The sequence below is a fragment of the Brachyspira sp. G79 genome, assembly GCF_002379365.1.
Lineage (GTDB): Bacteria > Spirochaetota > Brachyspiria > Brachyspirales > Brachyspiraceae > Brachyspira.
This window is the reverse complement of the sequence record NZ_JQIU01000008.1, coordinates 1,640,803-1,666,658: the sequence shown is the minus strand read 5'-3', so window position 1 is coordinate 1,666,658 and position 25,856 is coordinate 1,640,803. Positions and strand designations below refer to the sequence as shown.

The 25,856-nt window shown below is 28.8% G+C and carries 24 protein-coding genes and 1 pseudogene; 15 read left to right on the top strand and 10 right to left on the bottom strand.

Going from position 1 to position 25,856, the window contains the following annotated elements:
* Nucleotides 1-1,062, top strand: a 1,062-nt coding sequence (locus KQ44_RS08790; RefSeq protein ID WP_168171263.1) for a hypothetical protein, incomplete at its 5' end; no start/stop codon positions are given.
* A 57-nt stretch (nt 1,063-1,119) separates the two neighbouring features.
* On the opposite strand, the gene pyrR is transcribed toward KQ44_RS08790, so the two are convergent.
* Nucleotides 1,120-1,647, bottom strand: coding sequence for a bifunctional pyr operon transcriptional regulator/uracil phosphoribosyltransferase PyrR (gene pyrR / locus KQ44_RS08785; RefSeq protein WP_020004931.1), 528 nt, complete (start codon nt 1,645-1,647; stop codon nt 1,120-1,122).
* A 253-nt stretch (nt 1,648-1,900) separates the two neighbouring features.
* On the opposite strand from pyrR, the gene KQ44_RS08780 reads away from it, so the two are divergent.
* The 8 genes from KQ44_RS08780 to pncB all read left to right on the top strand — a co-directional run bounded on the left by KQ44_RS08780 (nt 1,901) and on the right by pncB (nt 8,628).
* A complete protein-coding gene (locus tag KQ44_RS08780; protein ID WP_013114389.1) occupies nt 1,901-2,449 on the top strand; it encodes a flagellar basal body-associated FliL family protein in 549 nt (182 codons plus the stop codon).
* Between the two features lie 41 nt (nt 2,450-2,490).
* Nucleotides 2,491-3,522, top strand: coding sequence for a flagellar motor switch protein FliM (gene fliM / locus KQ44_RS08775; RefSeq protein ID WP_008722421.1), 1,032 nt, complete (start codon nt 2,491-2,493; stop codon nt 3,520-3,522).
* Nucleotides 3,523-3,526: 4 nt separating this feature from the next.
* A complete protein-coding gene (gene fliN, locus KQ44_RS08770) occupies nt 3,527-4,603 on the top strand; it encodes a flagellar motor switch protein FliN (protein WP_096737087.1) in 1,077 nt (358 codons plus the stop codon).
* A 149-nt stretch (nt 4,604-4,752) separates the two neighbouring features.
* Complete coding sequence (fliN, locus tag KQ44_RS08765; protein WP_096737086.1) at nt 4,753-5,085, top strand: flagellar motor switch protein FliN; 333 nt, start codon at nt 4,753-4,755, stop codon at nt 5,083-5,085.
* 191 nt (nt 5,086-5,276) lie between these two features.
* The gene (locus tag KQ44_RS08760) at nt 5,277-6,221 is read left to right on the top strand and encodes an N-acetylmuramoyl-L-alanine amidase (RefSeq protein ID WP_096737085.1); all 945 of its coding nucleotides are present in this window, start codon (nt 5,277-5,279) and stop codon (nt 6,219-6,221) included.
* An 81-nt stretch (nt 6,222-6,302) separates the two neighbouring features.
* A complete protein-coding gene (locus tag KQ44_RS08755) occupies nt 6,303-7,208 on the top strand; it encodes a peptidoglycan DD-metalloendopeptidase family protein (protein ID WP_096737808.1) in 906 nt (301 codons plus the stop codon).
* Nucleotides 7,192-7,425: an AtpZ/AtpI family protein gene (locus KQ44_RS08750; RefSeq protein WP_096737084.1), complete on the top strand. Its 234-nt coding sequence runs from the start codon at nt 7,192-7,194 to the stop codon at nt 7,423-7,425. Before KQ44_RS08755 ends, KQ44_RS08750 begins: the two co-directional genes overlap by 17 nt.
* 3 nt (nt 7,426-7,428) lie before the next feature.
* Complete coding sequence (pncB, locus tag KQ44_RS08745; RefSeq protein WP_096737083.1) at nt 7,429-8,628, top strand: nicotinate phosphoribosyltransferase; 1,200 nt, start codon at nt 7,429-7,431, stop codon at nt 8,626-8,628.
* A gap of 61 nt (nt 8,629-8,689) precedes the next feature.
* Here pncB and rsmD read toward each other — a convergent pair whose 3' ends face one another.
* From rsmD to KQ44_RS08725, 4 genes and pseudogenes are all read right to left on the bottom strand, one after another.
* The gene (gene rsmD / locus KQ44_RS08740) at nt 8,690-9,259 is read right to left on the bottom strand and encodes a 16S rRNA (guanine(966)-N(2))-methyltransferase RsmD (RefSeq protein WP_096737082.1); all 570 of its coding nucleotides are present in this window, start codon (nt 9,257-9,259) and stop codon (nt 8,690-8,692) included.
* 18 nt (nt 9,260-9,277) lie between these two features.
* Nucleotides 9,278-9,952, bottom strand: a complete 675-nt coding sequence (locus KQ44_RS08735) for a hypothetical protein (protein ID WP_096737081.1) — start codon at nt 9,950-9,952, stop codon at nt 9,278-9,280.
* 90 nt (nt 9,953-10,042) lie between these two features.
* Nucleotides 10,043-11,172: pseudogene (locus KQ44_RS08730) on the bottom strand (homoserine O-acetyltransferase).
* 79 nt (nt 11,173-11,251) lie between these two features.
* A complete protein-coding gene (locus tag KQ44_RS08725) occupies nt 11,252-12,547 on the bottom strand; it encodes an O-acetylhomoserine aminocarboxypropyltransferase/cysteine synthase family protein (protein ID WP_096737080.1) in 1,296 nt (431 codons plus the stop codon).
* 549 nt (nt 12,548-13,096) lie between these two features.
* On the opposite strand from KQ44_RS08725, the gene KQ44_RS08720 reads away from it, so the two are divergent.
* Complete coding sequence (locus tag KQ44_RS08720; protein WP_096737079.1) at nt 13,097-13,831, top strand: ankyrin repeat domain-containing protein; 735 nt, start codon at nt 13,097-13,099, stop codon at nt 13,829-13,831.
* A gap of 422 nt (nt 13,832-14,253) precedes the next feature.
* Here KQ44_RS08720 and KQ44_RS15410 read toward each other — a convergent pair whose 3' ends face one another.
* Nucleotides 14,254-14,754: an RtcB family protein gene (locus KQ44_RS15410; RefSeq protein ID WP_276307036.1), complete on the bottom strand. Its 501-nt coding sequence runs from the start codon at nt 14,752-14,754 to the stop codon at nt 14,254-14,256.
* 113 nt (nt 14,755-14,867) lie between these two features.
* Nucleotides 14,868-15,518, bottom strand: coding sequence for an RtcB family protein (locus KQ44_RS15405; RefSeq protein ID WP_276307035.1), 651 nt, complete (start codon nt 15,516-15,518; stop codon nt 14,868-14,870).
* 794 nt (nt 15,519-16,312) lie between these two features.
* On the opposite strand from KQ44_RS15405, the gene KQ44_RS08710 reads away from it, so the two are divergent.
* Together KQ44_RS08710 and KQ44_RS08705 are read left to right on the top strand one after the other, a co-directional pair.
* A complete protein-coding gene (locus KQ44_RS08710; protein ID WP_096737078.1) occupies nt 16,313-19,447 on the top strand; it encodes an efflux RND transporter permease subunit in 3,135 nt (1,044 codons plus the stop codon).
* 112 nt (nt 19,448-19,559) lie between these two features.
* The gene (locus KQ44_RS08705; RefSeq protein ID WP_346426135.1) at nt 19,560-20,555 is read left to right on the top strand and encodes a rhodanese-like domain-containing protein; all 996 of its coding nucleotides are present in this window, start codon (nt 19,560-19,562) and stop codon (nt 20,553-20,555) included.
* Between the two features lie 42 nt (nt 20,556-20,597).
* On the opposite strand, the gene KQ44_RS08700 is transcribed toward KQ44_RS08705, so the two are convergent.
* Complete coding sequence (locus KQ44_RS08700) at nt 20,598-21,065, bottom strand: hypothetical protein (protein ID WP_096737076.1); 468 nt, start codon at nt 21,063-21,065, stop codon at nt 20,598-20,600.
* Nucleotides 21,066-21,359: 294 nt separating this feature from the next.
* On the opposite strand from KQ44_RS08700, the gene KQ44_RS08695 reads away from it, so the two are divergent.
* The 3 genes from KQ44_RS08695 to metK all read left to right on the top strand — a co-directional run bounded on the left by KQ44_RS08695 (nt 21,360) and on the right by metK (nt 24,766).
* Nucleotides 21,360-22,232: a ribokinase gene (locus tag KQ44_RS08695; protein WP_096737075.1), complete on the top strand. Its 873-nt coding sequence runs from the start codon at nt 21,360-21,362 to the stop codon at nt 22,230-22,232.
* Between the two features lie 201 nt (nt 22,233-22,433).
* A complete protein-coding gene (locus KQ44_RS08690; protein ID WP_096737074.1) occupies nt 22,434-23,420 on the top strand; it encodes a VWA domain-containing protein in 987 nt (328 codons plus the stop codon).
* Between the two features lie 161 nt (nt 23,421-23,581).
* A complete protein-coding gene (gene metK / locus KQ44_RS08685; RefSeq protein ID WP_096737073.1) occupies nt 23,582-24,766 on the top strand; it encodes a methionine adenosyltransferase in 1,185 nt (394 codons plus the stop codon).
* A gap of 92 nt (nt 24,767-24,858) precedes the next feature.
* Here the strand turns inward: metK and KQ44_RS15035 are convergent, their stop codons facing one another.
* Both KQ44_RS15035 and KQ44_RS15030 read right to left on the bottom strand, forming a co-directional pair.
* Nucleotides 24,859-25,020, bottom strand: coding sequence for a hypothetical protein (locus tag KQ44_RS15035; protein ID WP_240516562.1), 162 nt, complete (start codon nt 25,018-25,020; stop codon nt 24,859-24,861).
* A gap of 2 nt (nt 25,021-25,022) precedes the next feature.
* Nucleotides 25,023-25,457, bottom strand: a complete 435-nt coding sequence (locus KQ44_RS15030; RefSeq protein WP_240516561.1) for a hypothetical protein — start codon at nt 25,455-25,457, stop codon at nt 25,023-25,025.
* Nucleotides 25,458-25,856: the final 399 nt, after the last annotated feature.

The window sequence follows — 25,856 nt, the reverse complement described above, 5'->3', positions numbered from 1 at the left end:
AAGAATGAGGGCTCAGAAAAAATAGATGAAGAAGAAAGTATAGAAGAGCCTTTATCAGAAGAGATAGAACAAACTGAAGAAGTTTCAGAAGTAAAAGAAGAATTACCAGAAGAAGAGATAATCAATAATGAAGAAGATTTGACAGAAGAAGATAAAGCTATGTATGAGGGCTATTTGGATAAAGTAGACAATCATGCAGAAGAGGATTTATCCGAAGAAGAAAAAGCAATGTATCATAGTTATTTGAATGGTGAGCAATCTTCTAATATAGAAGAAACAGAAACAACAGAACAAGCTGATGTAAAAAATGATGAATTACAAGAAGAAGTTAAAGAAAATGATAAAAAAGATGATTTAAAAGACGATGATATACTTGAAGAAAAAGAAATGTATAAAAAACATTTGGATAAGACAGTAGATGAAGATATTCAAAGTATTTTATCTACTAATGATGCCAAAATAGATGAAATACGTGATTCTGATTTGAATATGCTTGAAAATATCATCAAGGGTAATGAAGAGGAAGATGGTGAAGAGCTCATACGTATAAATAATAGTAAAGTAAATGAAAATGATGATAAAGATGAAACTAAGGCTGTTAAATCTGTAGAAAATTTTGATTCTATGGAAGAGCTTTTAAATAAGGAGACAAATATGTCTGAAGAAAAAGAATTACAAACTATAGAGAAAGATAATGTAGATAGCAGTGTTGCAGTTGAAGATGAGTTTAAATTGGGTGATGATAATGGACCTATACTGATTGAAGAAGAACATAAGCCTTCCAATGACAGCGATGATGATGATTTTGACGGAGAGATAACACAGTCTGATTTAGATTATGCTATAAAACTGTTTGAATCAGAAGAAACAAGCGGAAGCAGTAATGAATATAGTTCTAAACAGGATATTTTATTATCAGAAAATGAAATTAATAAATTTAAAAAACTCTTTTGTTATTTCAAAAATATTGTAGAGAAAATGTCTCCTGAGGATTTAAATGATTTTTCTAAAACAGAGTTTTATGATATGTATTCATCATTATTCAGGAAATTTGGAGATTAAAAAATAAAAGGGGCTTAAACAAAGCCCCTTTTTTATTAGTTTTTATTATAACTATTATTAATTTCTGTCTTTTAATAGTACCAAATCTTCACCTTCTAATTCTTTAACTCTCACAGATACATACTGGTCTTCTGGTACATTAAGAGCAAGTCCTACATAATTTGCCGATACAGGCAGTTCTCTTCCAAATCTATCAACCAATACCAATAATGCTACTTTTTTAGGTCTTCCATACTCAAATAAAGCATTCAAAGCTGCTCTAATAGTTCTTCCTGTATAAAGTACATCGTCTACAAGAAGTATAGTTTTTCCAGTAATATCAAAAGGTATATCAGTTTCTTTAATTTCAGGAAACTCTGAAAGTGAAGATAAATCATCTCTGTAAAGGTTAATATCTATTGCTCCAATAGGTATCTCTGTTTTTACTTTTTCTTCCAAAAGTTTTTTTAATCTTATACCAAGGAAATCACCGCGTCTTCTTATTCCTACAATAGCAAGCTTTTCAATATCTTCTTTTTCTATGATTTCTGCTGCTAATCGAGGAAGGACTTTTTCATATTCTTCAGCTTTTAATAAAACTCTCATTTTTATACTCCTTAAGATATTACTTTATTTTTATGAATTTAAGTAATTTTTGAAAATTATAACGATTAAAAAGAAAAAAATCAACATAATTATTTTTTTACTTTTGCATAAAAAATATGTTAAGTGTTTTAATACTTTACCGATATTATATATAAAGACAGTAAAAAAAGTTAAAGTTAACATAAGAGTTGCTAATTTTATTTTACTGTTATATAATTGAAAACAAACATATTAATTTAAGTGAGGAAATTATATGGCAGACGAAGAAAACTTAGACGAAGAATTGGATGAAGGCGAAGAAGAGCAAGCCGAAGCTGCACCAAAGAAAAAATTTGGTTTAAGCCCTATGATTGTTAAAATCCTTATGGGAGTTGCTGCCATTTTAGTTGTGGCTTTAATATCTGGGCTTATAGCATTTTTTGTATCTAAAAGTGTAGGAAAAGCTGCAGGAGTTCAAGGTGGAGTGGTGGACGATATGGTAAAACAGCCGCCTCCATCAATATATCGTATAGATCCAGAGTTCAATGTAAACACAGCTGACATGGATGTAGCTAGATATGTAAAAGTAAGTATTATATTAACTTATACTACTAATGTTAAACAGCTTGCAGTAGAACTTCCAGAAAGATTCTATATGATAAGAGATAGAATTACTACAATCCTTAGTTCTTACACTTATGATCAGTTAAGAACTAATGAAGGCAGAGAGCAGTTAAAAGCTGATATTAAGCGAGAGATTAATAGTATGCTTAGAAATGGTCAAATAGATGGTATATTATTTGATAACTTCTTATTAAGCTAATTAAAGAAGAACGGAAAAAATATTTATAGAAGGATACTCGTATGACAGAAGTATTGTCACAAAGCGAAATAGATGCGTTACTAAGTGCTATATCGTCTGGTGAAAGTTTAGATAATATTGATACTAAGCGTGTAGAAGTAGAGCATAGAAAGATAAAGATATACGACTTCAAACGTCCAGATAAGTTTTCAAAAGACCAAATTAGAACGCTTCAAATGATGCATGAAAACTTCGCACGTGTTACTACAACTTCATTATCAGCACAGTTGAGAACATTAGTAGGTATTCACGTAGCAAGTGTAGACCAGCTTACTTATGAAGAGTTTATAAGAAGTGTTAGTAATCCTTCTACTTTGGCTATAGTTAGTATGGATCCTTTGAAAGGCAGTTCTATACTAGAGATTGACCCATCTATCACTTTTACTATAATTGATAGATTGTTTGGCGGACCTGGTGAAAGTCCTAAGAATTTAAATAGGGAGCTTACAGATATTGAGTTATCAGTTATGGAAGGTATTATAGTAAGAATACTTGGTAACTTAAGGGAGGCTTGGTCTCAGGTAATAGACTTAAGACCGCGTTTGGGTTCTATTGAAACTAACCCTCAGTTTGCTCAGATGGTTAGCCCTAATGACATGGTTGTACTTATTACTTTGGAGACTAAAGTAGCCGATGTGGAAGGTATGATGAACTTTTGTATACCATATATTACTATTGAGCCTATACTTTCTAAGTTCTCAGCTCAATACTGGTATGCATCTATTAGAAGAGGAAGCACTAGCGAAAATTTAAAGATAATAAAAGAAAAATTACAAAATATATTTGTTGAAACTTCGGCGGAACTTGGATCTATGCAATTACCGCTATCAGACATTCTCAATCTTCAGAAAGGCGATGTTGTTAAGTTTACTGATACTAAGATTACAGATCCTGTTATATTCAAGATAGGAAACAGAAAGAAATTCTTATGTCGTCCTGGTATATCAGGCAGCAGAATGGCTGTACAGCTTACAGGTGTTATGGATGGAGAGGCTGATATAACCGAAGACGATTTATTAAAAGAGGAGGATTAAGGTTATGATGAGTGACGGTGCATTATCTCAAGACGAAATAGAAGCTTTGCTAAAAGGTGCCGATGAAGCTTTTGGAGGCGATTCCAAAGCATCTAGTAATGGCGGCGGAAATGTAGATAAACAACTTTTTAATGAAGCTGCTAAAATGATAGCAGAAAATCAAGCCTTTTCACTATCATCTATTTCTACTAAGACTGTATCCATTACTAATATTACTACTACAGTTGGAGATGTTAATAACTTACATCAAATGCTTTCTGGTAAAATGATAGAAGCTAAAGTGGGTTATACAGGCTCTATTACTGGAAATGTTTACTATTTCATGGGAGAAAATGAGGCTTTAATAGTTGCTTCTCTTATGATGGGACAAAAAGAAGCTGCTTTAAATGATATGGTAGCTCAGGTATTAAAAGAGGCTTTCTCACAAATGGTGGGAGTTTCTGATAGTGCTTTATCTTCTAGGTTTGGAGGCAGTTTTACTAATTCGCCTATAGAAACTTCTATACTAGAAGATGCTTTCAGTATCAATATACCTGGACCTTTGGCTATAGTAAGCGGTTCTTTGTCTATTGAAGGTGAAGTGGAAAATGCTCCATATGTATTTGCTTTGGAACTTCCTTTATTACAAAGCCTTTTAGGTTCTGCTTCTTCATCTTCTCAAGCTCCTGCTTCAAATGCAGCAGCTTCAAGTGCTGGCAGTGCTGCTTCAAACCCTATGGCTGGTCTTGTAGATAATCAGGCATTTGATTCTTCTCCTCAGCTTGGTGTACAGCATGCAGAGTTTAATTCTTTAATGCCTGCTTCTGATGTACAGGGAACTGGTAATATAGGTCTTCTTATGGATGTTACCATGAATATGACCGTAGAACTAGGAAGAGCTACTATGACTATCAGAGATATTTTAGGACTTGGTGAAGGTTCTATCATAGAGCTTCAAAAATTAGCAGGTGAGCCTGTAGATTTGCTTGTTAATGGTAAATTGATAGCTAAAGGGGAGGTTGTAGTAATAGATGAAAACTTCGGTGTTCGTGTTACTGATATTATTAACCCTATGGACAGACTTACTAATAAACCTAGATAATATAAGTTAAAATAATTACCAATAAATTAAAGCGGGGAGTAAAATCCTCGCTTTTTTATTTTAAATAGTAAAATTTTTTTTATAACTTAATTGAAATTATATTTGAAACATATATAATATATTTATTATAAATATATAGAAGTAAAATAATGGCGGATAAAAAGACAGTAACTAATAATCCTAACAATTCAGGCAATATCAGTTTGCTTATGGACGTTACTATTAATGTAACTGTAGAACTAGGAAGAGCACGCTTAACTGTAAGAGAAATATTAAGTCTTGGAGAAGGTTCTATTATAGAACTTCAGAAATTAGCAGGTGAGCCTGTAGATTTGCTTGTTAATGGTAAGCTAATAGCAAGAGGAGAAGTTGTTGTTATAGATGAATGTTTCGGTGTGCGTATTACAGAAATTGTTGATTCTATAAATAATATAGTTCCTGAAAAATCTGAAGAAGAAAAGTCCAAAGAAGAAATTAAATAATATTTTTATAATTATTGTATCGTTAAAAAATTATAAATAGGATAATAGCTTTCAAATTTAAAGATTTAAATAATGGCAATATTATAATTTCTAATAATTAAAAAATATTTGTATAATCAAGTGCTTTATAATATAAAAATTATTTACTTGAGCTTTAATTTAATAAAATTCTTTACGATAATTTAATTATTATGAATAACAAAAACCGTTTTATAATTTTTTCAGTAGTTATTATCGTTTTAATAATTGTATCTTTCTCATCACTTATTGTTACAGCAAATACTAAAGTTTCTGAAAATATAGTAAGAGAAAGCGAAGTAAATAAAGTTTCTACACCTAGTGAGAAATTTAATGATATAATAGAAAATAGAAAGATTAGGATACTTATAGATCCAGGTCATAATGCTGCTACTAAAGGTGCATTAGGATATTTGGGTTATGAATATTATGTTAATTTAAGAGTGGCTAGAGAATTAGCTAAAATACTTTCAGAAGATGACAGATTTGAATATTTTTTAAGCAGAGACGGAGCATATTACAGCAGACCTATTAAAGAATACATGACTAATAATTATGCTGAGCTTTTAGGAATATACAATACAAAAGTAAAAGGCGAAGAGAGAAGCGGAAATTTAACAAGATATCAGACTTTAGAGATGTATGCCATAAGACATTATGCTATAGATAATAATTTTGACCTTTTACTTAGTATACATTTTGATTATATGCCTTATATTAGCAGAAGGGCTAAAACTTCTGGTTTCCATGTTATAGTAAGCCCTTATAATAAAGAGTTTCCAGCTTCTATGCAGGTTGCATATAAATTATCTGAACGCATGCAGGAAAAATATAAAATCTCTCCTGTTATAGGTCATGACAGAGTGCTTCCTAATAATGTATGGAAGTTTTATGATAAAGACGAATTAATTAAAGAGGGAATATCTTTAAGAGGATTGATAGTTATAGGTGATGCTTATGAGAATGCCTATAATAAACAGGAAATAAAAAAAGATGTGCCTTCAGTACTCATAGAATCTGCCTTTATACATGAATGGCAGTTTGGAAGTATCAAAGCTATAAGAGAATTAGCAAATCAAATGTATGAGGCTTTGGTTGATGTATATACTACAAAATAGGTATTTGAACTGTTTTATTATTATTGATTAAATATCAATATTTTGTTAAAATAGTTATCAATTATTAGGCAGCAGATTATGATGCATATAAAACATAAGAGAAAAAAAAGTAGTAAATATATTAATAAAAAACCTTCTGCGTTTTATTTATTTTTTAAAAAAATCGGTCAGTTTCTTACGCATAAAATATTTTTTATGTTTATACCGCATTCAAAAAAGAAAACTAAAACATTATCGATTCCAGTATATTCTTTAATAATAATAATTATAATAATTATCTCGGCATTACTTTCTACTTTTTCTTTTCTAACCAAAAATACTGTACTTGCAAGTAAAACTGAAATATTAAGCGGAAGCTATAAAGATAAATTGGCAGAAATAAATTCTTTAGAAACTATTTTTAATTCAGTAGTAACTAATGATTATTATATAACTGATATGTCTAATATTGCAGGTATATTAAAAATAGATGATAATGCCATATCTTTTTCTAATAACTATGTAGATAATATTATGCTTATGAACTCAAGGGCAGATGAATTAGAAAAAATAAGATTATATTTAGAAGAATTAAGAGCAAATATTAACTCTAAAAATAATTCACTTGAATCTATTCCTTCAATACTTCCTATAGATTCAAGATATGCTGTTATATCAAGACCATATCAGGACGGATCTATTATATCTAAGGGTATAGGTTTTGAAACCATAGCTGGTACTTTAATAAGGGCAGCTGCTTCAGGTACTGTTAATGATATATCATATGATAAAGACAGCGGATTTACCATAACTATTTATCATAGATTCGGTATTGTTACAAGATACAGCGGACTTGCTACTTCTGCTGTATCTGAGAAGATGACTGTAAAAAAGGGTGAAATATTAGGAAATGCTAAAACAGGTATTTTTGACTATGATCTTAAAATAGCTACAAAATATGTTAATCCTTTGATATTTACTACTTTAGAATATGAAGATGGAGAATAAGAGTTTAAAAAACGCGGTAAGATATGCAGCTCTTGGTGCTGAGTTTGGAAGTATGGTACTTGGTTTAGCTTTTGTAGGGCATTATGCCGACAAACACTTTAACAGCAGACCTTTATTTACAATAATAGGTATATTTGTTGGGTTTGTTTCTGGTATTTACAGACTTTACAAGATATCAAAGGCTTTTGATAAAATGAATAAAAATAACAAGGATTAAACTATGAAGCCTATAATAAATAGTTTATTGGATACTGATTTATATAAATTTACCATGCAGCAATGTGCTTTAAGACAGTTCTCTGATGTTTGGGTACGTTATGTATTTAAAAGCAGAAATATACTAGAGTGGACTTTTGAGATGCATGAGGAGCTTTTAAGACAAATAAAATATTTCTGCGGCTTAAATTTCAAAAAAGATGAACTTGAATATTTGGCTTCTTTAAGATTTATAAAAAAGGATTATATAGAGTTTCTAAAATTATACAGACCTTTAGAAGAACATGTAAAAGCCTTATTTGATAATGATAAATTAACAGTTGAAATAGAAGGTCCTTGGTATCAGACTATACTTTGGGAAATACCTATGCTTGCTATGATTAGTGAGATTTATTATACATATACTGTTTGTAGGGAGGATAATGGAAGAAAAGCATATGAACAGGCTGAGATTAATTTATTAAAAAAAATAGATGGTAAATTAATACCTATGCATAAGGAAGAAAATGGATTTAAGCTTTCTGAGTTTGGAACTAGAAGAAGATTTTCTTTTGATTGGCAGAATAAAGTTGTTGATATACTAAAGAAAAAACTTCCTTCTTCATGTTTGGTTGGTACAAGTAATGTTTATTTTGCTAAAAAATATGATTTGCTTGCTGTAGGTACAAATGCTCATGAATATTATCAAATAGGGCAGGCATTGGATAAAGTAAGGCTTGCAGAAAGTCAGAAATTCATGCTTCAGTCTTGGGTTAATGAATATAGAGGCGATTTAGGTATAGCATTGTCCGATACATTGGGTACTGATAAATTTTTAAAAGATTTTGATTTGTATTTTGCAAAACTTTATGACGGAATAAGGCATGATTCTGGAGATCCTATAGCTTGGGGATATAAAGTTATAAATCATTATAAAAGTCTTAGGGTTGACCCCAAAACAAAAACTCTGCTTTTTAGTGACAGCCTAAATTTTGATAAAGCATATGTTATATATAAAGAGTTCAAAGACGAAGCTAATGTAACATTTGGTATAGGTACATATATTACAAACGATTTTGAACCAGTTTCCAAGCCCTTAAATATAGTTATGAAACTTCAAAGTGTTAATGGCAAACCTGTAGCAAAACTATCTGATGATGAGGGTAAGACTATTTGCGAAGATGAAGCATTTTTGAATTATTTAAAGATAGTTGCAAAAGAGTGAAGAAACAAAAATAAATATATTTTGAATTCTCAAATTTCTAATGCTATAATATTAATATTTATTATATTTTCATATACTTAAATATTACCAAAATACTTTCACCATAACTTTTTATATCATAATGCATTCTATCTTTTATAAGATCTTTAAAATTTCCTGTTTCTAAAAAACTTTTATAATAATCAGCACCAAACTCTACTGCTAAAATTCCATCATTATTTAATAGTTTTCTTTCTATTATAGCATTTAAGCAGTCAAAATATATATTTGAATGGTAAGGAGGATCAAAGTATATTATATCAAATTTATTACTAGTTCTTCTTACATAATCTAAAGCAGATATTCTTTTTACTTTATAAAGTGAATTATCATTTACAAATATAGCTTTTGCATTTATAAATATAGTTTTTACAGCATCTCTGTCTATTTCTATAAGTGTGGCATGTTTAGCATTTCTGCTTAAAGCCTCAAAGGCAATAGCACCGCTTCCAGAACATAAATCTAATAAAGTTTTATTTTCAACATTAACTATATTAAAAAAAGCCTCTCTTACCTTTGACTGAGTAGGTCTGAAATCTCTTTTTGGAGTTATTATTTTTCTTCCCTTTTTATTTCCAGATATAATATACATGTTTTTTCCAAATAAAAATTATTTATATAAAACTCTAATCTGAGCGAAAGCAGCATTCACATTTAAATAAAGTATATTGTCATGTGTTCCCATAACAAAATTCGTTTCTCCAAAACTTACACTGTCTCCAGTAGGAAGAGATACACTTCCAAAAGCACTTGAAGCCTTTATATGAACTTGAACCCTATCACTTATAAAAATAACAGTATCTGAAAATACAGTGTTTATGTCTATAACTCTGTTTCTGTCTATTTCTAAATCTGATAAGTCTATATTTTTTGTTTTGAAATATACATCATACTTAGTTCTTTTATTTTTAGGAACACTATCTCCAACATAATGCATTCCTAATAGTATGTATGCCCCCAAAAAAATGATAATCATTCCTATAATCATTCTAAATATAGGAGTGTATAGTATAAAAGGCATATTAATGTTGAAGCAGTATCTTATTAGTATGTATATACCGCCTCCTATTACAAATAATCCTAAAAGGAGTTTAGAAGCATAAAAGCCTCTTCCAAATATCATTGCAATACCCCAAGCAATTATTAAAAAAGAAACAATTATTGTAAATACAGGTGTATATGCCAATGCTGGAATATAAATATGAAAAACATACTGAAGCAGTATATAAGCACCTATTATTATTACAATACTTCCTATCAAGAATCTTGAAAATATAAATTTCATTTTTTTAATACCTTAAATATATTTTTTATATACTAAACAATATTAGCAAAAAAACAAGTGTTTTATAAAAAATATATATGCTTTAACTATTTAAAAATTTTTTATACATTTAGTTTGTTCAGTATTTTTTATTAAAAAAGCATCATGTCCGTAATTGGATTCTATTTCATAAAATAAAGTGTCTATATTAGCATGCTGATATGCGGAAACTATTTCAGCTGACTGAGTACTAGGATATAGCCAATCAGATATAAATGATATAACAAGTACTTTATTAAGAGATACATTTTTCTTATTTTTAATTTTTTTATATCATCTTTAGCATCAAAAAAATCCATAGCTTTAGTAAGATATAAGAAACTGTTAGCATCAAATCTAGCTGTAAATTTCTCTCCATTGTAATGAAGATAATTTTCTACTTCAAAAGAAGGAGTAAAATATTTTAATGCCTTTTTTCTTCTTCTTCCGAATTTTTTTCTCATATATTCTTCACTCATATATGTAATATGTCCAAGCATTCTGGCCAAAGCAAGGCCTTTATCTGGAGAGGACATTCCATAATATTTTCCGCCGTACCATTCATTGTCTTCTGTTATAGCTTCTCTTGCTATTTCATTAAAAGCTATCTGCATAGGCGAATGTGTCATTGTGCTTGCTATTATAATTGCTTTTTCCATCATTTGAGGATAAGAAGCAGTCCATTGCAAAGCCTGCATTCCTCCCATAGAGCCTCCTACTACACAGTAAAGTTTTTTTATACCTAATGAATCTACTAATATTTTTTGTACCTTTACTATATCTTTAATTGTAAATGTAGGAAAATCTGTCCCGTAGCATAAATTACTATTTGGTTTTTTTGAGGAAGGTCCTGTGGTTCCGCTGCAGCCTCCTAACACATTTGAACATATGACAAAATATTTATTAGTATCTATTGCTTTGCATTTGCCTACAAAATTACTCCACCAAGAAAGTACATCTGCATCACCTGTAAAGGCATGGCATATTAAAATAGCATTATCCCTATTAATATTTAAATGTCCTGAGGCAGTATAAGCTATTGTAAGCTCTGATATAGAAGCTCCATTTTCAAATTTAAATGATTTATCATAGTGAAAAAATTTAAGATTACCTTTCTCTTCTATTATAGTTTCTTCGATTTTATTGATTTGTTCTTTAATTTTATTTTTTTTATCTTTTATTATATTTTTTATATTCTCCATAAAATAAACCCCTAATAAATATTATCAACAAAAACAAGAGTGATTTATATTGTTATCACCCTTGTTTTTATGCTTATAATTATTTGCTTGCTATAGTTAAAGCTTCATCTAAATAATAGAGTATATCATCAATATGTTCTATTCCTATAGAAAGCCTTATAAAGTTTTTGCTTATTCCGCCCTTTATTAATTCTTCTTCTGATAATTGAGAGTGTGTAGTAGAAGCAGGGTGAGCAACTAAACTTTTTACGTCTCCTACATTAACTAAATGAGAGAATAGTTTTATGTTGTCTATAAATTTAACAGCAGCATCATATCCACCTTTAATGCCAAATACAACCATTCCGCCGAATTTATCTTTTAAATATTTGCTTGCCAAAGCATATGAAGGATCATTTTTTAGACCAGGGTATCTTACCCACTCAACTCTATTATCTTTTTCTAAGAACTCAGCAACTTTTAAAGCATTATACGAATGTCTTTCCATTCTTAGAGATAAAGATTCTGTACCCTGAATAAATATCCAAGAATTATCAGCTGAAAGACAAGCTCCCAAATTTCTAAGAGGTACTGTTCTTACTCTCAAAGCAAAAGCAGCATTTTTAAGTTCATCAGGCAAATCATAAGCCCATCGAAGTCCATGATAATTTGAGTCTGGTTTTGAAAATAAAGGAAACTTATCGCTTTGCCAATTAAAATTACCGCTGTCAGTAATAATGCCCCCTATAGCATTTCCATGTCCGCCTATCCATTTTGTAAGAGAGTTTATTACAATATCAGCACCATGTTTAATAGTCTGCAAAAGATAAGGAGTTGTAAAAGTACCGTCTATTACAAGAGGTATTCCAGAATTATGAGCTATTTCAGCTACTTTTTCAATATCTGTAAAATCAAGCGAAGGATTTGATATTGTTTCTATAAATATTAATTTTGTTTTATCAGTAATAGCCTTAGCAAAGTTTTCTGGATTTTTGGCATCAACAAATTTTGTATTAATACCAAACTTTGGAAGTATTGCCCCAAACTGAGAATATGTTCCACCATAAACATTAAATGCAGAAACTATTTCATCTCCAGCCTCGCATATTGTAATTATAGTATAAAATATTGCATTAGTACCAGAAGATACAGCAATAGAAGCAAGTCCTCCTTCCATAGCGGTAATTCTTTTTTCTAGTACATCGGTTGTAGGATCTCCCATTCTTGAATATATATATCCAAGTTCTTTTAAATCAAATAAATCTGCTGCATGTTTAGAATTTCTAAATAAATACGAAGTTGTTCTGTATACTGGTACTCCTCTGCTTGCGAACTTATCATCAAAATCCTGACCTGCATGTGCTGCTATTGTTTCAAACTTTAGTTCTCTTGACATATACTCTCCTTTATGATTTTTCATAAAAATTTAATTTTAAAAATAAAAAAGCCGCCAAAAATTAATTTGACGGCTGAAATTACAAAATAAAAAATATATTATATTATACAGCCATCATTATTAAACATACACATTTGCATGAGGCAGTGCATTTGATTCATAACGATGATTGATTTCATTCTTTATAATTCCTAAAATTAAATCTTATTTTTTACAGTATATAACAATATATAATTATTTTCAATAGTAATTTAATCATTTTTTATATATTTGTATTTAAGAGGCTTTTATATTATCTAAAACTATAGAATCAGCATTAAATAATAAAATTTTATCTAAAAATGGTATATCTAATTTTTAAAATACACTATAATGCCAGCTATGCCATGTATGTTTGTATTTTATTATATTACTTATATTTTTGTATTTTTCTATGTTCGTTTATTTATAAAAACTTATTTCACAATTTTTTATTATTAATAATAGAAAATAATTTGTTTTTATTGTATTATACTTTATAAATTATCAATTTACTATATGGCGGTATTTATGAAAAAGATATTATTAATTTCTTTGCTATTAATTATTTTTATTATTTCATGTAAAAAGAAAGAAGAAGCAAGTGTAGGTATAGGAGGAAATACTTCATATGTGAGTTCTCCAGAAAATATATATCATGCAGTATATACAAATATTGTAAAGATTCATGGTAAATTTGTTAATATGAATTCTGCTTTCTCTTACGTAAACAGAGAGGAAGGAGAATACAGTGAAGATTATGATATATTTGAAGCTATAGAAAATCATAGTTTAAAAAGAGTTCGGGAATTAATAGCAGAAGGCAATGATATAGGTCATACTTACAGAGGCGGCAGAAAATATAGTGAGGTTCTTAATTATGATTATTATCTTGATGGAGCTACTCCTTTAATGTTTGCAGTATTTTATAGGGATTTAGGTATAATGAAATATTTGCTTGATAATGGTGCTGATCCTAATATTATTCAAGATGAACATGGACGGAATGTATTTTTACTTGCTTGCGGTTTCGGAAATGTTGATATAATAAAGATGATTGTAGATTTTGACTCTGATTTAGTTGATTCTATATCTAGCCTTAATGAGAATGGACTTGATATAGCTTATTTGTATGGGAATATAGAAGTATTCGAATATTTAGTTAATACATTGGGTTTAACTACTGATCTTTTGGATTATGTCGATGAAGAAGATCCGTACGAAAATACTGAGGACATAAAAAAATTAAGAGAACTTCTGAATTAAAGTATTTTTATATAATATTTTTTATCTTAATAATTAATAAAAAATTATAAATAACGCACGGTGAATGAGCTTTTATCTATCAATTCATTATATTTTTTATTTTGTATATTTTATAAATAAAATTCTTCGTGCGTTGTGTAAGCAATAAATTTAAATAAATCTAGGGTGGGCCGTATAAATAACAGTGTAAACTTAAAAATAAAAATGAGACAAAATAGCAGATTAAAATTATAAGCCTAAAGGGCGGGGACTTAAAATAAGTTTTAAAACTTGATTCACATACCATGCCATTTATTCCATAGCACTTTATTAAAAAAAATCAACTTTAATTATCTTTATAACATACTTATAAATTTTAGTCCCTGCTCAAGCTTATATTATGTTTAACTAAATTGTAATAAAAAATTATATATTAATATTTTTTATGAAGCAGCTTTTATATTTAATACAGGCTTTAATCTGTCTATTATATCTGCTGTAGGCATTATTAATTTTTCTATTTCCTTTGAATCTTTATATGCCTGTGGTGCTTCATCTAAAGTATTTTTTGATATGCTGCTTGAATAAATACCTTTCATAGATTCTATAAAATCTTTCATCTCTATTTGTTTTCTTGCCTGCATTCTTGAAAGTACTCTTCCAGCTCCATGAGGTGCTGAAAAATTCCAATCTTCATTACTTTTTCCTTCGCATATTAATATACCGTCACGCATGTTAAAAGGAATTATCATTTTTTCTCCCTTATAACTTCTTATAGCACCTTTTCTTATTATAAAATCTTCAAAATCTATAAAATTATGTATAGATGAAAAAGTATCTTCTAATTTTATATTAAGAGAATCTTTTATAATGTTAAGCATAGCCTCTCGATTGATTTTGGCATAATACTGAGCTATTACCATGTCAATGCAGTAGTCAAACATAGCTTTGCCATATATATAATCTCCGCTTCTTACTATTTCATTATACTCATTATATTCTTTTGTTGTTTTATCATTAGTATCATTTACACTATTAAAAAAATCTTTTGCTTCTTCTATTCTTTTTTATTTTTTCTTACATGATATTGGCATACCATTGTACCGAAATTTCTTGATCCTGAATGTATAGTAAGAAAGTAATCATTATTTATTGAACTTCCTATCTCTATAAAATGATTTCCTCCTCCTAATGTTCCAATAGAGTTATGAAACTTTTCTAAATCCATTTCTATTCTTTGGCATAATTTTTCTATATAGTCATTATCTATTTCAAAGAGTGCAAAGTCTGTATTATATCTTTTATTATAAGCAATTATAAAGTTTCTCATAATTTCATTTAATTCTTTGAAATTAAAAAATGAATAATTACTTTTTTTATGAGTTTTAACACCCATAGGAATATTTTGTTTTATAGTTTTATCAATTTTTTCAAGCTCAATATTTTTGATATTATCATTTAATTTTGAAGTAAGCATTCCGCATCCTATATCAACGCCTATATGAAAAGGATTTACTCTGTCCGTTAAAGGCATTGTAAAACCTATCACTATACCCTTTCCAATATGAGTGTCTGGCATTATCCTAACTTTAACATTTTCGCTTGCTTTTTCATTTAAAATATTATAAATTAATGAATAAGATTCTTCATCAACATTATCAGTAAATATTTTGCAATCTTTGTTGTATTTTCCTTTTAGTTCTATCATAAAGGTATACTCCTTACTTTTATTATTAATAATATCATAAATTATTATAATGTCAGAAATTGTCATTATTATATACTGAAAATTTTTAAGTTTGTCAACAGCGAGCTCCCCCTCATCTTCGTTCGGGACGCTTCGCGTGCACCTTCCCGCACGGTATTGTTTATTCTTATCAAATGTCAACGCGACTGAACGAAGTGAGGAAGTACCCGAGACGAAGTCCGCCTGTGGTGATGGTATGCTGCTGATTACCTATTATTATAAAAAATAAATTATTTATTTTACATTTATAACTTATAAAACTTATGTTATTAACAACTAATAATACTTTATGTTTTTATAACTTATAATTACATTTATTAATAACTTAAAACTGACAAATCATATTTGTTTAAATATATACTGGAACAATTTTATTTTGTCAATTGCTGCACATTATACAGAATTATAACTTTTTTGCATGGCTTAGTCAAAGTTTTTGACAAAGGCACGCGACTGTGTGATTCGCAGGGCTAGTTTCATAAAATAATAAAAACATAAAAACTAATTTTTGATAAACTGTATTTTTTAGATTTATCATTATTAAAATAGTTATAAGTAAAATATTATTCAATATAAATTTAATTTAGTATAAAATAAAATTATATTGAAAACAAGATAAATTTAAATAGCAATTATATTTCAGCTGTTTTTAGAATTTAAAACTTTTTTTACATTTTATCGTCTAATATGATATAATAACTAAATGTATATTATATTATTAAAAAGATAAAAAATAAAAATTAAGAAATTGGTTTATGAGTAAATTAATAGAGATAGTTGTAAAAAGACCTGTAACCATACTTATGGTAATAGTTTCAATACTTATATTAGGGCTTATTAGTTTATCTAGGCTTTCTATAGATTTTATGCCGAACATGCAAATTCCTTATATAAGCATATATACAAGCTATAGAAATTCAGGACCTGAAGAAATAGAAAAATCTGTTACAAAATTAGTTGAAGGTGCTGTTGCAACTGTCAATAATATTAAAAATATAACTTCTACTTCAAGAGAAAATTCTTCAAATGTACTTGTAGAGTTTAATTGGGGTACTGATTTAACGGAGGCAACAGAAGATATAAGAGAGGCTTTAGAGCAGATTACAGATTTGCTTCCAGATAATGCTGATAAACCAGTGATAAGAAAATTTAATATGGACGATACATCATTAATGGAAGTTGCTGTTTATGGTATTGATGACCAGTCTACATTGTATAATATAGCAGATAATCAGATAGCTCCGCAGATAAAACAGGCTAAGGGTGTAGCACAGGCGGAAGTTATGGGAGGATTAAAAAGCCAAATAAAGATTGATGTTAATCTAAACAGATTAAAAGCATACAATATTAATATCAATGAAATAGCTTCAGCATTATCACGCGATAATAATAATCTTGTAGGCGGTCAGGCAGATCAGGGATTTTATAAATATACCATAAGAACTATGGGGGAAATAACAAGTATTGATGATATAAAAAATACTACTATTACTTTAATAAAAGACGGAGAAAATAGTTCTGTAATAAAGGTTCAGGATTTGGCTGAAGTGTATGAGGGGTATGATGATAATGTTAATATTATAAGAGTTAATGGAGAGAACTCTATATCAATAGCTGTAAGTAAAGAGTCTGGAGCTAATACTGTAGAAGTATCAAAAAATGTAATAAAGCAGCTTGAAGAGTATAATTTCCCAGACGGTGTAAAATATCAGATAATGTTTAATACGGCGGACAGTATTAATGAATCTATAAGCGGAGTACTTGATGCAGCTTGGCAGGGGGGACTTTTTGCAGTTATAGTGCTTATGCTTTATATGTGGAATATAAGAACTGTATCTATAATAGCAATATCAATACCGCTTTCTATAATAGTAACTTTTACACTTATGTATTTTATGAAAATTACTTTAAATGTTATATCGCTTTCTGGTCTTGTTCTTGGAATAGGTATGATGGTAGATAATTCTATTGTTGTACTTGAGAATATATTTTATTACAGAAATAACGGATTTGGAAAATACTCTTCTGCTATAAATGGTACTTCAAAAGTATCGCTTGCAATTTCAGCTTCCACTTTTACAACTATTGCTGTATTTCTTCCTTTTCTCTATCTTGAAGGTATGGTTAGCCAAATGTTTAGAGATTTATGTATAACAGTTACAATATCGATGATAGCTTCTTTATTAGTTGCTCTTTTGATAGTTCCTATGTTCGGGGCTAGGCTTGTTACAAATAAGAGACTAAAATTATTAGGCAAATTAGAAACTCTAACCAATAAATATATACACAGCAATATAAACAATATTTATAACAAAATACTTTCTTTTTCTATTAAAAGGAAATTAGTAGTACTTCTTCCTTCTATGATATTAGTATTTTGTGTTATAATATTTGGTTTAAAATTTATAGGTAAGGAAGGCTTTCCAAGAACAGATGAAGGTCAGTTTATGGTTCAGGTAACTATGCCTATAGGTACTAAATATGAGCAGACTGAGTCTTTCGTTGCATTAATGGAAAATGATATAAGAGAAATTATTAAAGATGATTTAACTAGAATTCAGTCAAGAATAAGAAAAGGAAGCGAAGCAAACAGTGCTAATATAAGAATACAATTAAAAGCAAAGAATGCTGGAAGAATTGGTGATATCAATGAATATGCTGAGAGAACAAGAGAAAAACTGCAGTTATATCCAGCCAAAATAAATGTAAGATTATTAGGATCAATGTCTAGTTCTTCAGGGGGAGAGGCTATAAGAATAGAGATGCTTGGATATGATACAGTTCAGGCTAAAGAGCTTGGAGACAGAATAGTTAGTGCAATATCCAATATAGAAGGTGTAAGAGGTGCTATGGTTGATATTGATGAATCAAACAGAGAGCTTCAAGTTTATGTTAATAGAGATATTGCTGCTAAAATGGGGCTTAAAGTTAATGATGTGGCAAGAATAATAAATACGAGTTTTGCAGGAAGAACTGCAACTACAATTACTCCAGAGAATTCTGATTATACTGATATAGATGTTAATGTTCAGCTTGAAAATATTGATAGAGTTACTATAGAAGATGTAGAAAAGATAAGCATACCAGTTAAAGGAGTATTAATACCTTTATCTTCAATAGCTGATATAGTAAAAAGTTACGGACCAAATAGAATAGAGAGAAAAGACAGAAAAAGATTTACAGTTGTAATAGCAAATACTTATGGAAGACCTTTGAATGAAATAATAGATGAAGTAAAACAAGTAATAAAACAAGATGTATTTGTACCAAGCGGTATATCTATAAATTACGGAGGAGATTTTGAAGATATGAATGAGGCATTTTCTCAGCTTCTTCAGACTTTAATATTGGCATTGGTATTAGTATATGCAATAATGGCTAGTCAGTTTGAATCTTTGATAGCTCCTTTTGTAATAGCATTTGCAATTCCTTTCGGTTTTGCAGGATCACTTGCTGCCCTTATAATAACAAATACCACTTTGAGTGCATACAGTGCTATAGGCTGTATAGTACTCATAGGAATAGTTGTTAATAATGGGATAGTTTTAATTGATTATATGAATCAACTTATGCATGAAAAGCATATTAAAGGTGATGAAGCAGCTTTGATTGCTGGGCAGAGAAGGTTAAGACCAGTACTTATGACTACTTTAACTACTATACTTGGTATACTTCCTATGGCTTTAGGAATTGGAAGCGGTAATGAAATGTATAAGCCTCTTGCTACAGCACTTCTTGGCGGGCTTAGCGTTTCTACATTATTTACTTTAATAATAGTACCAACAATATATGCTGCTATAAGAAATAAAATACCTCTTAAAGATTATGATCAAAAAGATAGAGACAGTGCTAATGATTTTGCTTTAAATGATGCTGTTAATAATATGTGAAATATTTAAAATTATTAAATAAAATTACTTATGAACATTCTTGTAAATATTCTTCTATAATTATTGACGAATATCATAATTATAATATAATATCCCGCATACAAATTTATAAATTTATTTCGGGAGAAAAAAGTATGAAAAAGTTTTTATTTTTTTAATTCTAATACTGTCTCTATTAGCTTCATGTTCTAAAACGGAAACTAATTCCAATACTAATCAGTCATCAGTAAATGCTGCCCCTGTTGAAAAGACAAGAGTATATGTAAATGCTGATTGGCTAAAAAGCGTTATAGACGGAAATCAGCCTCAGTCATCTAATTATGTTATTTTAGAGGCTTCTTGGGGAGATGCAAGTGCTGACTATAAAAAAGCTCATATACCAGGTGCTTTGCATATTAATACTGATTTGATAGAAGAGCCTGAGTATTGGAATGTAAGAACGCCTAAAGAAATAGAACAGGTGATGAAAGATTTTGGTATATCAAAAGATACTGCTGTTATAGTATATGGAGAGCCTTCTCCTGCAGCAAGAGTTGCTACTACTCTTCTTTGGGCTGGTGTTGATGAAGTGCATGTATTAGACGGCAATTTAAAAGCATGGACTGATATGGGTTATGCTACTTCAAGCAGCACTGAAATAGCTAAACCTATAGATGACGTAGGAGTTGCAGTTCCAGCTAACCCAGAATATATTATATCACTTCCAGAACAGATAATAGAAAAACAGAAAGACCCTAATTTCAAACTTGTAAGTATAAGAAGCTGGGACGAGTTTACTGGAAAGGTGAGCGGATACAGCTATATAGAAAGAGTGGGTGAGCCTAAAGGAGCTGTTTGGGGAAGAGATGAATTTGATTATGTTGATGATAATGGTAAAATTATAAGTATAGATGAAGCTCAAAAAATATGGAATGAATGGGGCGTAACTAAAGATAATGAGATATCATTCTACTGCGGTACTGGCTGGAGAGCTGCTATACCATTTTTAATAGCTTATCAGGAAGGATGGACTAATGTAACTTTATTTGACGGCGGCTGGTATGTATGGCAGATGAATCCAGAACTTCCTGTTCAATTAGGAGACCCTAGAGAAAATACTAATAATTAATTTATTTTTAAGCATAGATTCTAATTAAAGCGGACATTATTTTTATATGCCCGCTTTTTTATTTTTTAATATTTTTTTTGATTTTTTTATAAATAAATAATACAAAGAAGTTTTTATAAGCTCCACTATATAAACTATAAAGAATATTAAAGTCATATAATAATATGCTAATAAACTTTCTCCTGAAAATATTCTTAAAAAAATGATAAAAAGTATTCCCAAAACAAACAGAGAAATATTTAAAAACATCATATATTTATTGTTCTGTATTTTTGATTTTAAAAAATAAAAAAATACAATTGCGGCAAGTATAATTATGATTAATACTATAAAAGATACCGTATTTATTAAGAAAGGCATGTTGTGAATAGTTTCAAGTTTTTTGTTATAATATACAAAATGTCTCATAATGCCCATTTTCTTTTTTGATAAGAATTGTAATGCCAATGCTGATATTACAAATAAAACTTGTATTACTGTTACAGAAATGAAAAATATTTTTTTAATCATATAAATAAACCATTTAAAAAAATTACTGATAATATATAATTCTAAATTTAATATATAAATAGTCAATATATGTTTTTAATAAAAATATATATTGACTATAATAGAACTTTTATAATTTTTTTTATATAAAGTATTTGTTAATTATGAGTAAATTATATTATAAGAATTTATATAAAAATTATAAAATAATAAATCAATTACAAAATGATTGTTATATTTTATAATTTTTAAGTTTTTAAATAACATTGTATAATAATTATTATATGAATTTTATATAAAATTAAGGGGTAAAATGTGAGTAAAAGTATTTTGGTGATAGGAAGTATAAATAAAGATTTGGTTGTTAATACAGAGCGTTTTCCTGAAGCGGGAGAAACTATACTTGGTAATAGTTTTACTACAAATAATGGAGGAAAAGGTGCTAATCAGGCATGTGCTATAGGAAAATTAGGCGGAAATGTAAGCATACTTGGTGTAGTTGGAAATGACAATTTTGGAAAGGATTTATCAGATGCTTTATCTTCAAATAATGTTAATATAGATAATTTGATAGTTAAAGATAACGTTTCTACTGGAATAGCTTTGATCACGGTTACCAAAAGCGGAGCAAATAATATAATTGTAGTACAGGGAGCTAATGCTTTAATAATGAAAGATGATATTAAAGAAGAACTTATATCTATGTATGATATAATAGTTATGCAGCTTGAGATACCTTTAGATATAGCAAAATATGCAGCATGCATGGCTAAAAAGCTAGGTAAAACAGTTGTTTTAAATCCATCTCCTGCAGTTAAACTTGATAAAGAGTTTTTAAGCTGTATTGATATATTAATACCGAATGAAACTGAAATAGGTATTATAGGAGGTGTAGATTATATACTTGAATGTGGAGTTAAAAATATTATATTAACTTTAGGGGCTGAAGGATGCGATTTAATAACTAAAGAAAAAAGAAAGCATTTTGATGCATATAATGTTCATGCTGCTGATACCACTGCGGCAGGAGATAGTTTTTTGGGAGGAGTTGTAAGAATGCTTGCTGATGATAAAACTATGGAAGAGGCTATCATTTTTGCGGTGAAGGTATCAAATATTACTGTTACTAGAAAAGGTGCTATAGATTCTATACCAAATTATAATGAAGTTATTAATAGAAAATGGTGATTAATTAATGTTACTAAAAAATGAAGTCTGTCTATAAAAGATAGTCTAACTTTTATTAATATTATAATTTTTTACATATGTATAATTATAAAGTTTTATTTACACATTGTATATAAATAAAAAATTGTTAACTTTACTTTTATTTGTATTTTAGTATAATAGTTTTCAAAATAATAAAATTATGATTAGGAAAATGTTTAAATGACTTTTGTATCGCCTAAATTTTTATTCTTACTTTTTATATTACCAATTATAATATTTTTATATATACAAACTAGGAAGAATCATTCATATTCAGTTAAACACCCAAGGGTAAGTATGTCAAAAGTATTAAAATCAAGATACTATGTTAAAGATATACCATTTGCTCTTATTATTTTAGCCCTTCTTTTTTCTATTATAGGTCTTGCACGTCCTGCTAAAGTAGCTCATTTATCAGATATTAACGGTGATGGTATTTATATTTCACTTGTTGTAGATGTTTCGCCTTCTATGATGGCTGAGGATATGATGCCTACAAGACTTGAAGCTTCTAAAAAAACTATGATAGATTTTATAAAAAAAAGAAACTTTGATAAAATTAGTTTAGTAGCTTTTGCATTGCGTGCTTCTGTTCTTTCGCCTTCTACATTTGATTATACTTTGCTTGAAGAAGAGATTAAAAATATTAAAATAGATGAAGAAGGTTCTACTTCAATAGGACTTGGAATAGCTACTGCTGTTGATATGCTTAGAAGTGTAAAAGGTGATAATGAAAAGATTATTATACTACTTACAGACGGAGAAAATAATTCAGGAGAAATAGATCCAAAGTTAGCTTCAGAAATAGCTTCAAACTTTAATATAAAAATATATACAATAGGTATAGGCGATGCTAATGGAAGTCATGCTTGGGTAACTTATGATGATCCTAATTATGGAAAAAGAAGAATAAGGGCGGATTTTAGTCTTAATGAAGAGGCTTTAATTGATATAGCTTCAACTACAGGCGGTAAATATTTTAATGCACAAAATGCTTCTGCTCTGGATAATGTTTATAATACAATAGATAGAATAGAAAAAAAGCCTATACTTGACGATGATCTTATTCAGTATGATGAGCTTTATAAACCGTTTATTGTATTAGCTCTTATTTTCTTGTGCATTAGTGTTATACTCTCTACTACTAGATTTTTGATAATACCATAGTTTGATATGTATTATAATATTAATTAATACTATATACAATAATAATTTTTAGATAAATTAATAGTTATTTATACTAAATTGTAATAATTATCAAATATTTCCTTGACTTTTATATTAAGCAATATACAATAGATTGATTATTTTAAAAAAGAGGTAAAACTATGGCAGAGATAAAAAATTATTATTTCTCTTCTGAATCGGTAACAGAAGGCCATCCTGATAAGATCTGCGATGCTGTAAGCGATGCAGTCTTAGACGAATGTTTAAAACAAGATCCTAATTCTAGAGTAGCTTGTGAAACTTTGGCAAAAACTGGAATGATTTTAATCGCTGGAGAAATCACTACAAAAGCTAGATTGGATTATCAAAAAATCGCTAGAGATACCGTAAGGCGAATAGGATACACAAGCAGCGAAATGGGTTTTGACGCTGATACTTGTGCTGTAATGGAGGCTATTGCTGAGCAGTCTCCAGATATAGATATGGGTGTTAGTGCTGGTAAAGGATTGTTTAATTCTGAATCATCAAATGTTTCTGAAGGTGCAGGTGACCAAGGTATAATGTTCGGTTATGCTATAAATGAAACTGAAACATTTATGCCTTTAACTATACATTTAGCTCATAGATTGGCTGAACGTTTGGCTAAAGTTAGAAAAGAAAAAATAGTTGACTATTTAAGACCAGATGGTAAAAGTCAGGTTACTGTTGAATATAAAGACGGTAAAGCTGCAAGAATAGAAGCTGTTGTTATTTCTACTCAGCATGCAGCAGGTGTTGAGCATAAACAAATAGAAGCAGACATAAAAAAACATGTTATAAATGAAATATGTCCAGCTAATATGCTAGATGAAAACACCAAATACTACATCAACCCAACAGGTTTATTTGTAGTAGGCGGTCCTATGGGAGATTGCGGATTAACAGGTAGAAAAATTATTGTAGACAGCTACGGTGGACATGGTGCACATGGCGGCGGTGCTTTCTCTGGTAAAGACCCTACAAAAGTAGATAGAAGTGCATGCTATATGGCTAGATATGTAGCTAAAAATATAGTAGCTTCTGGTATAGCTGACAGAGCATTAGTACAATTTGCTTATGCTATAGGAGTTCCAGAGCCTTTATCTGTATATGTTAATACTTTCGGTACAGCAAAAGTACATGATGAAGTATTGGCTAATATAGTTTCTAAAGAACTTGATTTAACCCCAGCTGGTATAATCAAAAAATTAGATTTAAGAAGACCTATTTACGAAAAAACTACTGCTTATGGGCACTTCGGTAGAGAGCTTCCAGAGTTCACTTGGGAGAAAACAGATATAAAAGACTTGTTTGCTAATGCTAAATAATTGACCTTAATAAAAATAAAATATAAAAAGTTTTAAACATTCAGGGCTTGTTAATGCTATATTAGCAAGCCTTATTTATTTGTCATAAAAAATTATTTCAAATTACCAAATCCTAGATATTCCATAGATTTAAATATTCTATCATTACATAAAGGAATATTTTCATCGTTACTCATAACTCCAAATAACTCTTTGACACAGCTTTGAGCAAAAACTTTTAATTTTAAATCTTTATTATATATGCAGTTAGCCATTTTTATTTCATACGGTTTATCATTATATAATAAATTATTCTTTTTATATTTTCTAAACCATTATTTGTATTCAAAAATTCTTCTTTCATAGAATTATTTGAAAAAAAGCGTCTTCTATCGTTAAAAGCATTAATAAATAATAAAGCTTTATATAATTTATCATAAGATACTGTATTTATATTATTTTCTTTTAAAGTATCTCTACATCTGTTATAATTTGTAATATATTTATATTCAATGTTATAATTATAATAATCTTCTTTAATAAGATATTGTAACTTTAGTTCTATATTATCATCATTAATTTTTGTATAAGTTTTTTCTTCTATTATTTTTATTTCTTTTATCCAGTTTAAAAACTGATCTATTTCTATTTTTAATGGTAAATTATTGTACTTTCTATTAATTTTAAGTTTTATAAGAGATGATTTATACATTTTGCTTAATCTTTTATAACAGTCCAAAAATATTTGATATTTTCTTTTAAAATCTGAAATATATGATAGTTTTTTGTTTTTTTAGTATTATTAATAGTTATAATATTATCAAATTTAAAATCGCCTATTTCTTCTTTTAATTTTTGTCTAAAGTTTTTTTATTTGTATATCCACATTATAACATTCTTCTTCTATTTTTGAATATTTTTCTATTATATTATCATTTACTACTTCAGCACTTCCCAATAATCATAAAAACAATTTATTAAATCATCAAAAATTATATTATTAGAATCTATTTAAACATTTATTTCTTTATTAGATAATATACCGCTTTTAGTTAAATTTGATGAACCTATAAATGCTACAGAATTGCCGAATATATATACAGTTTTGGAT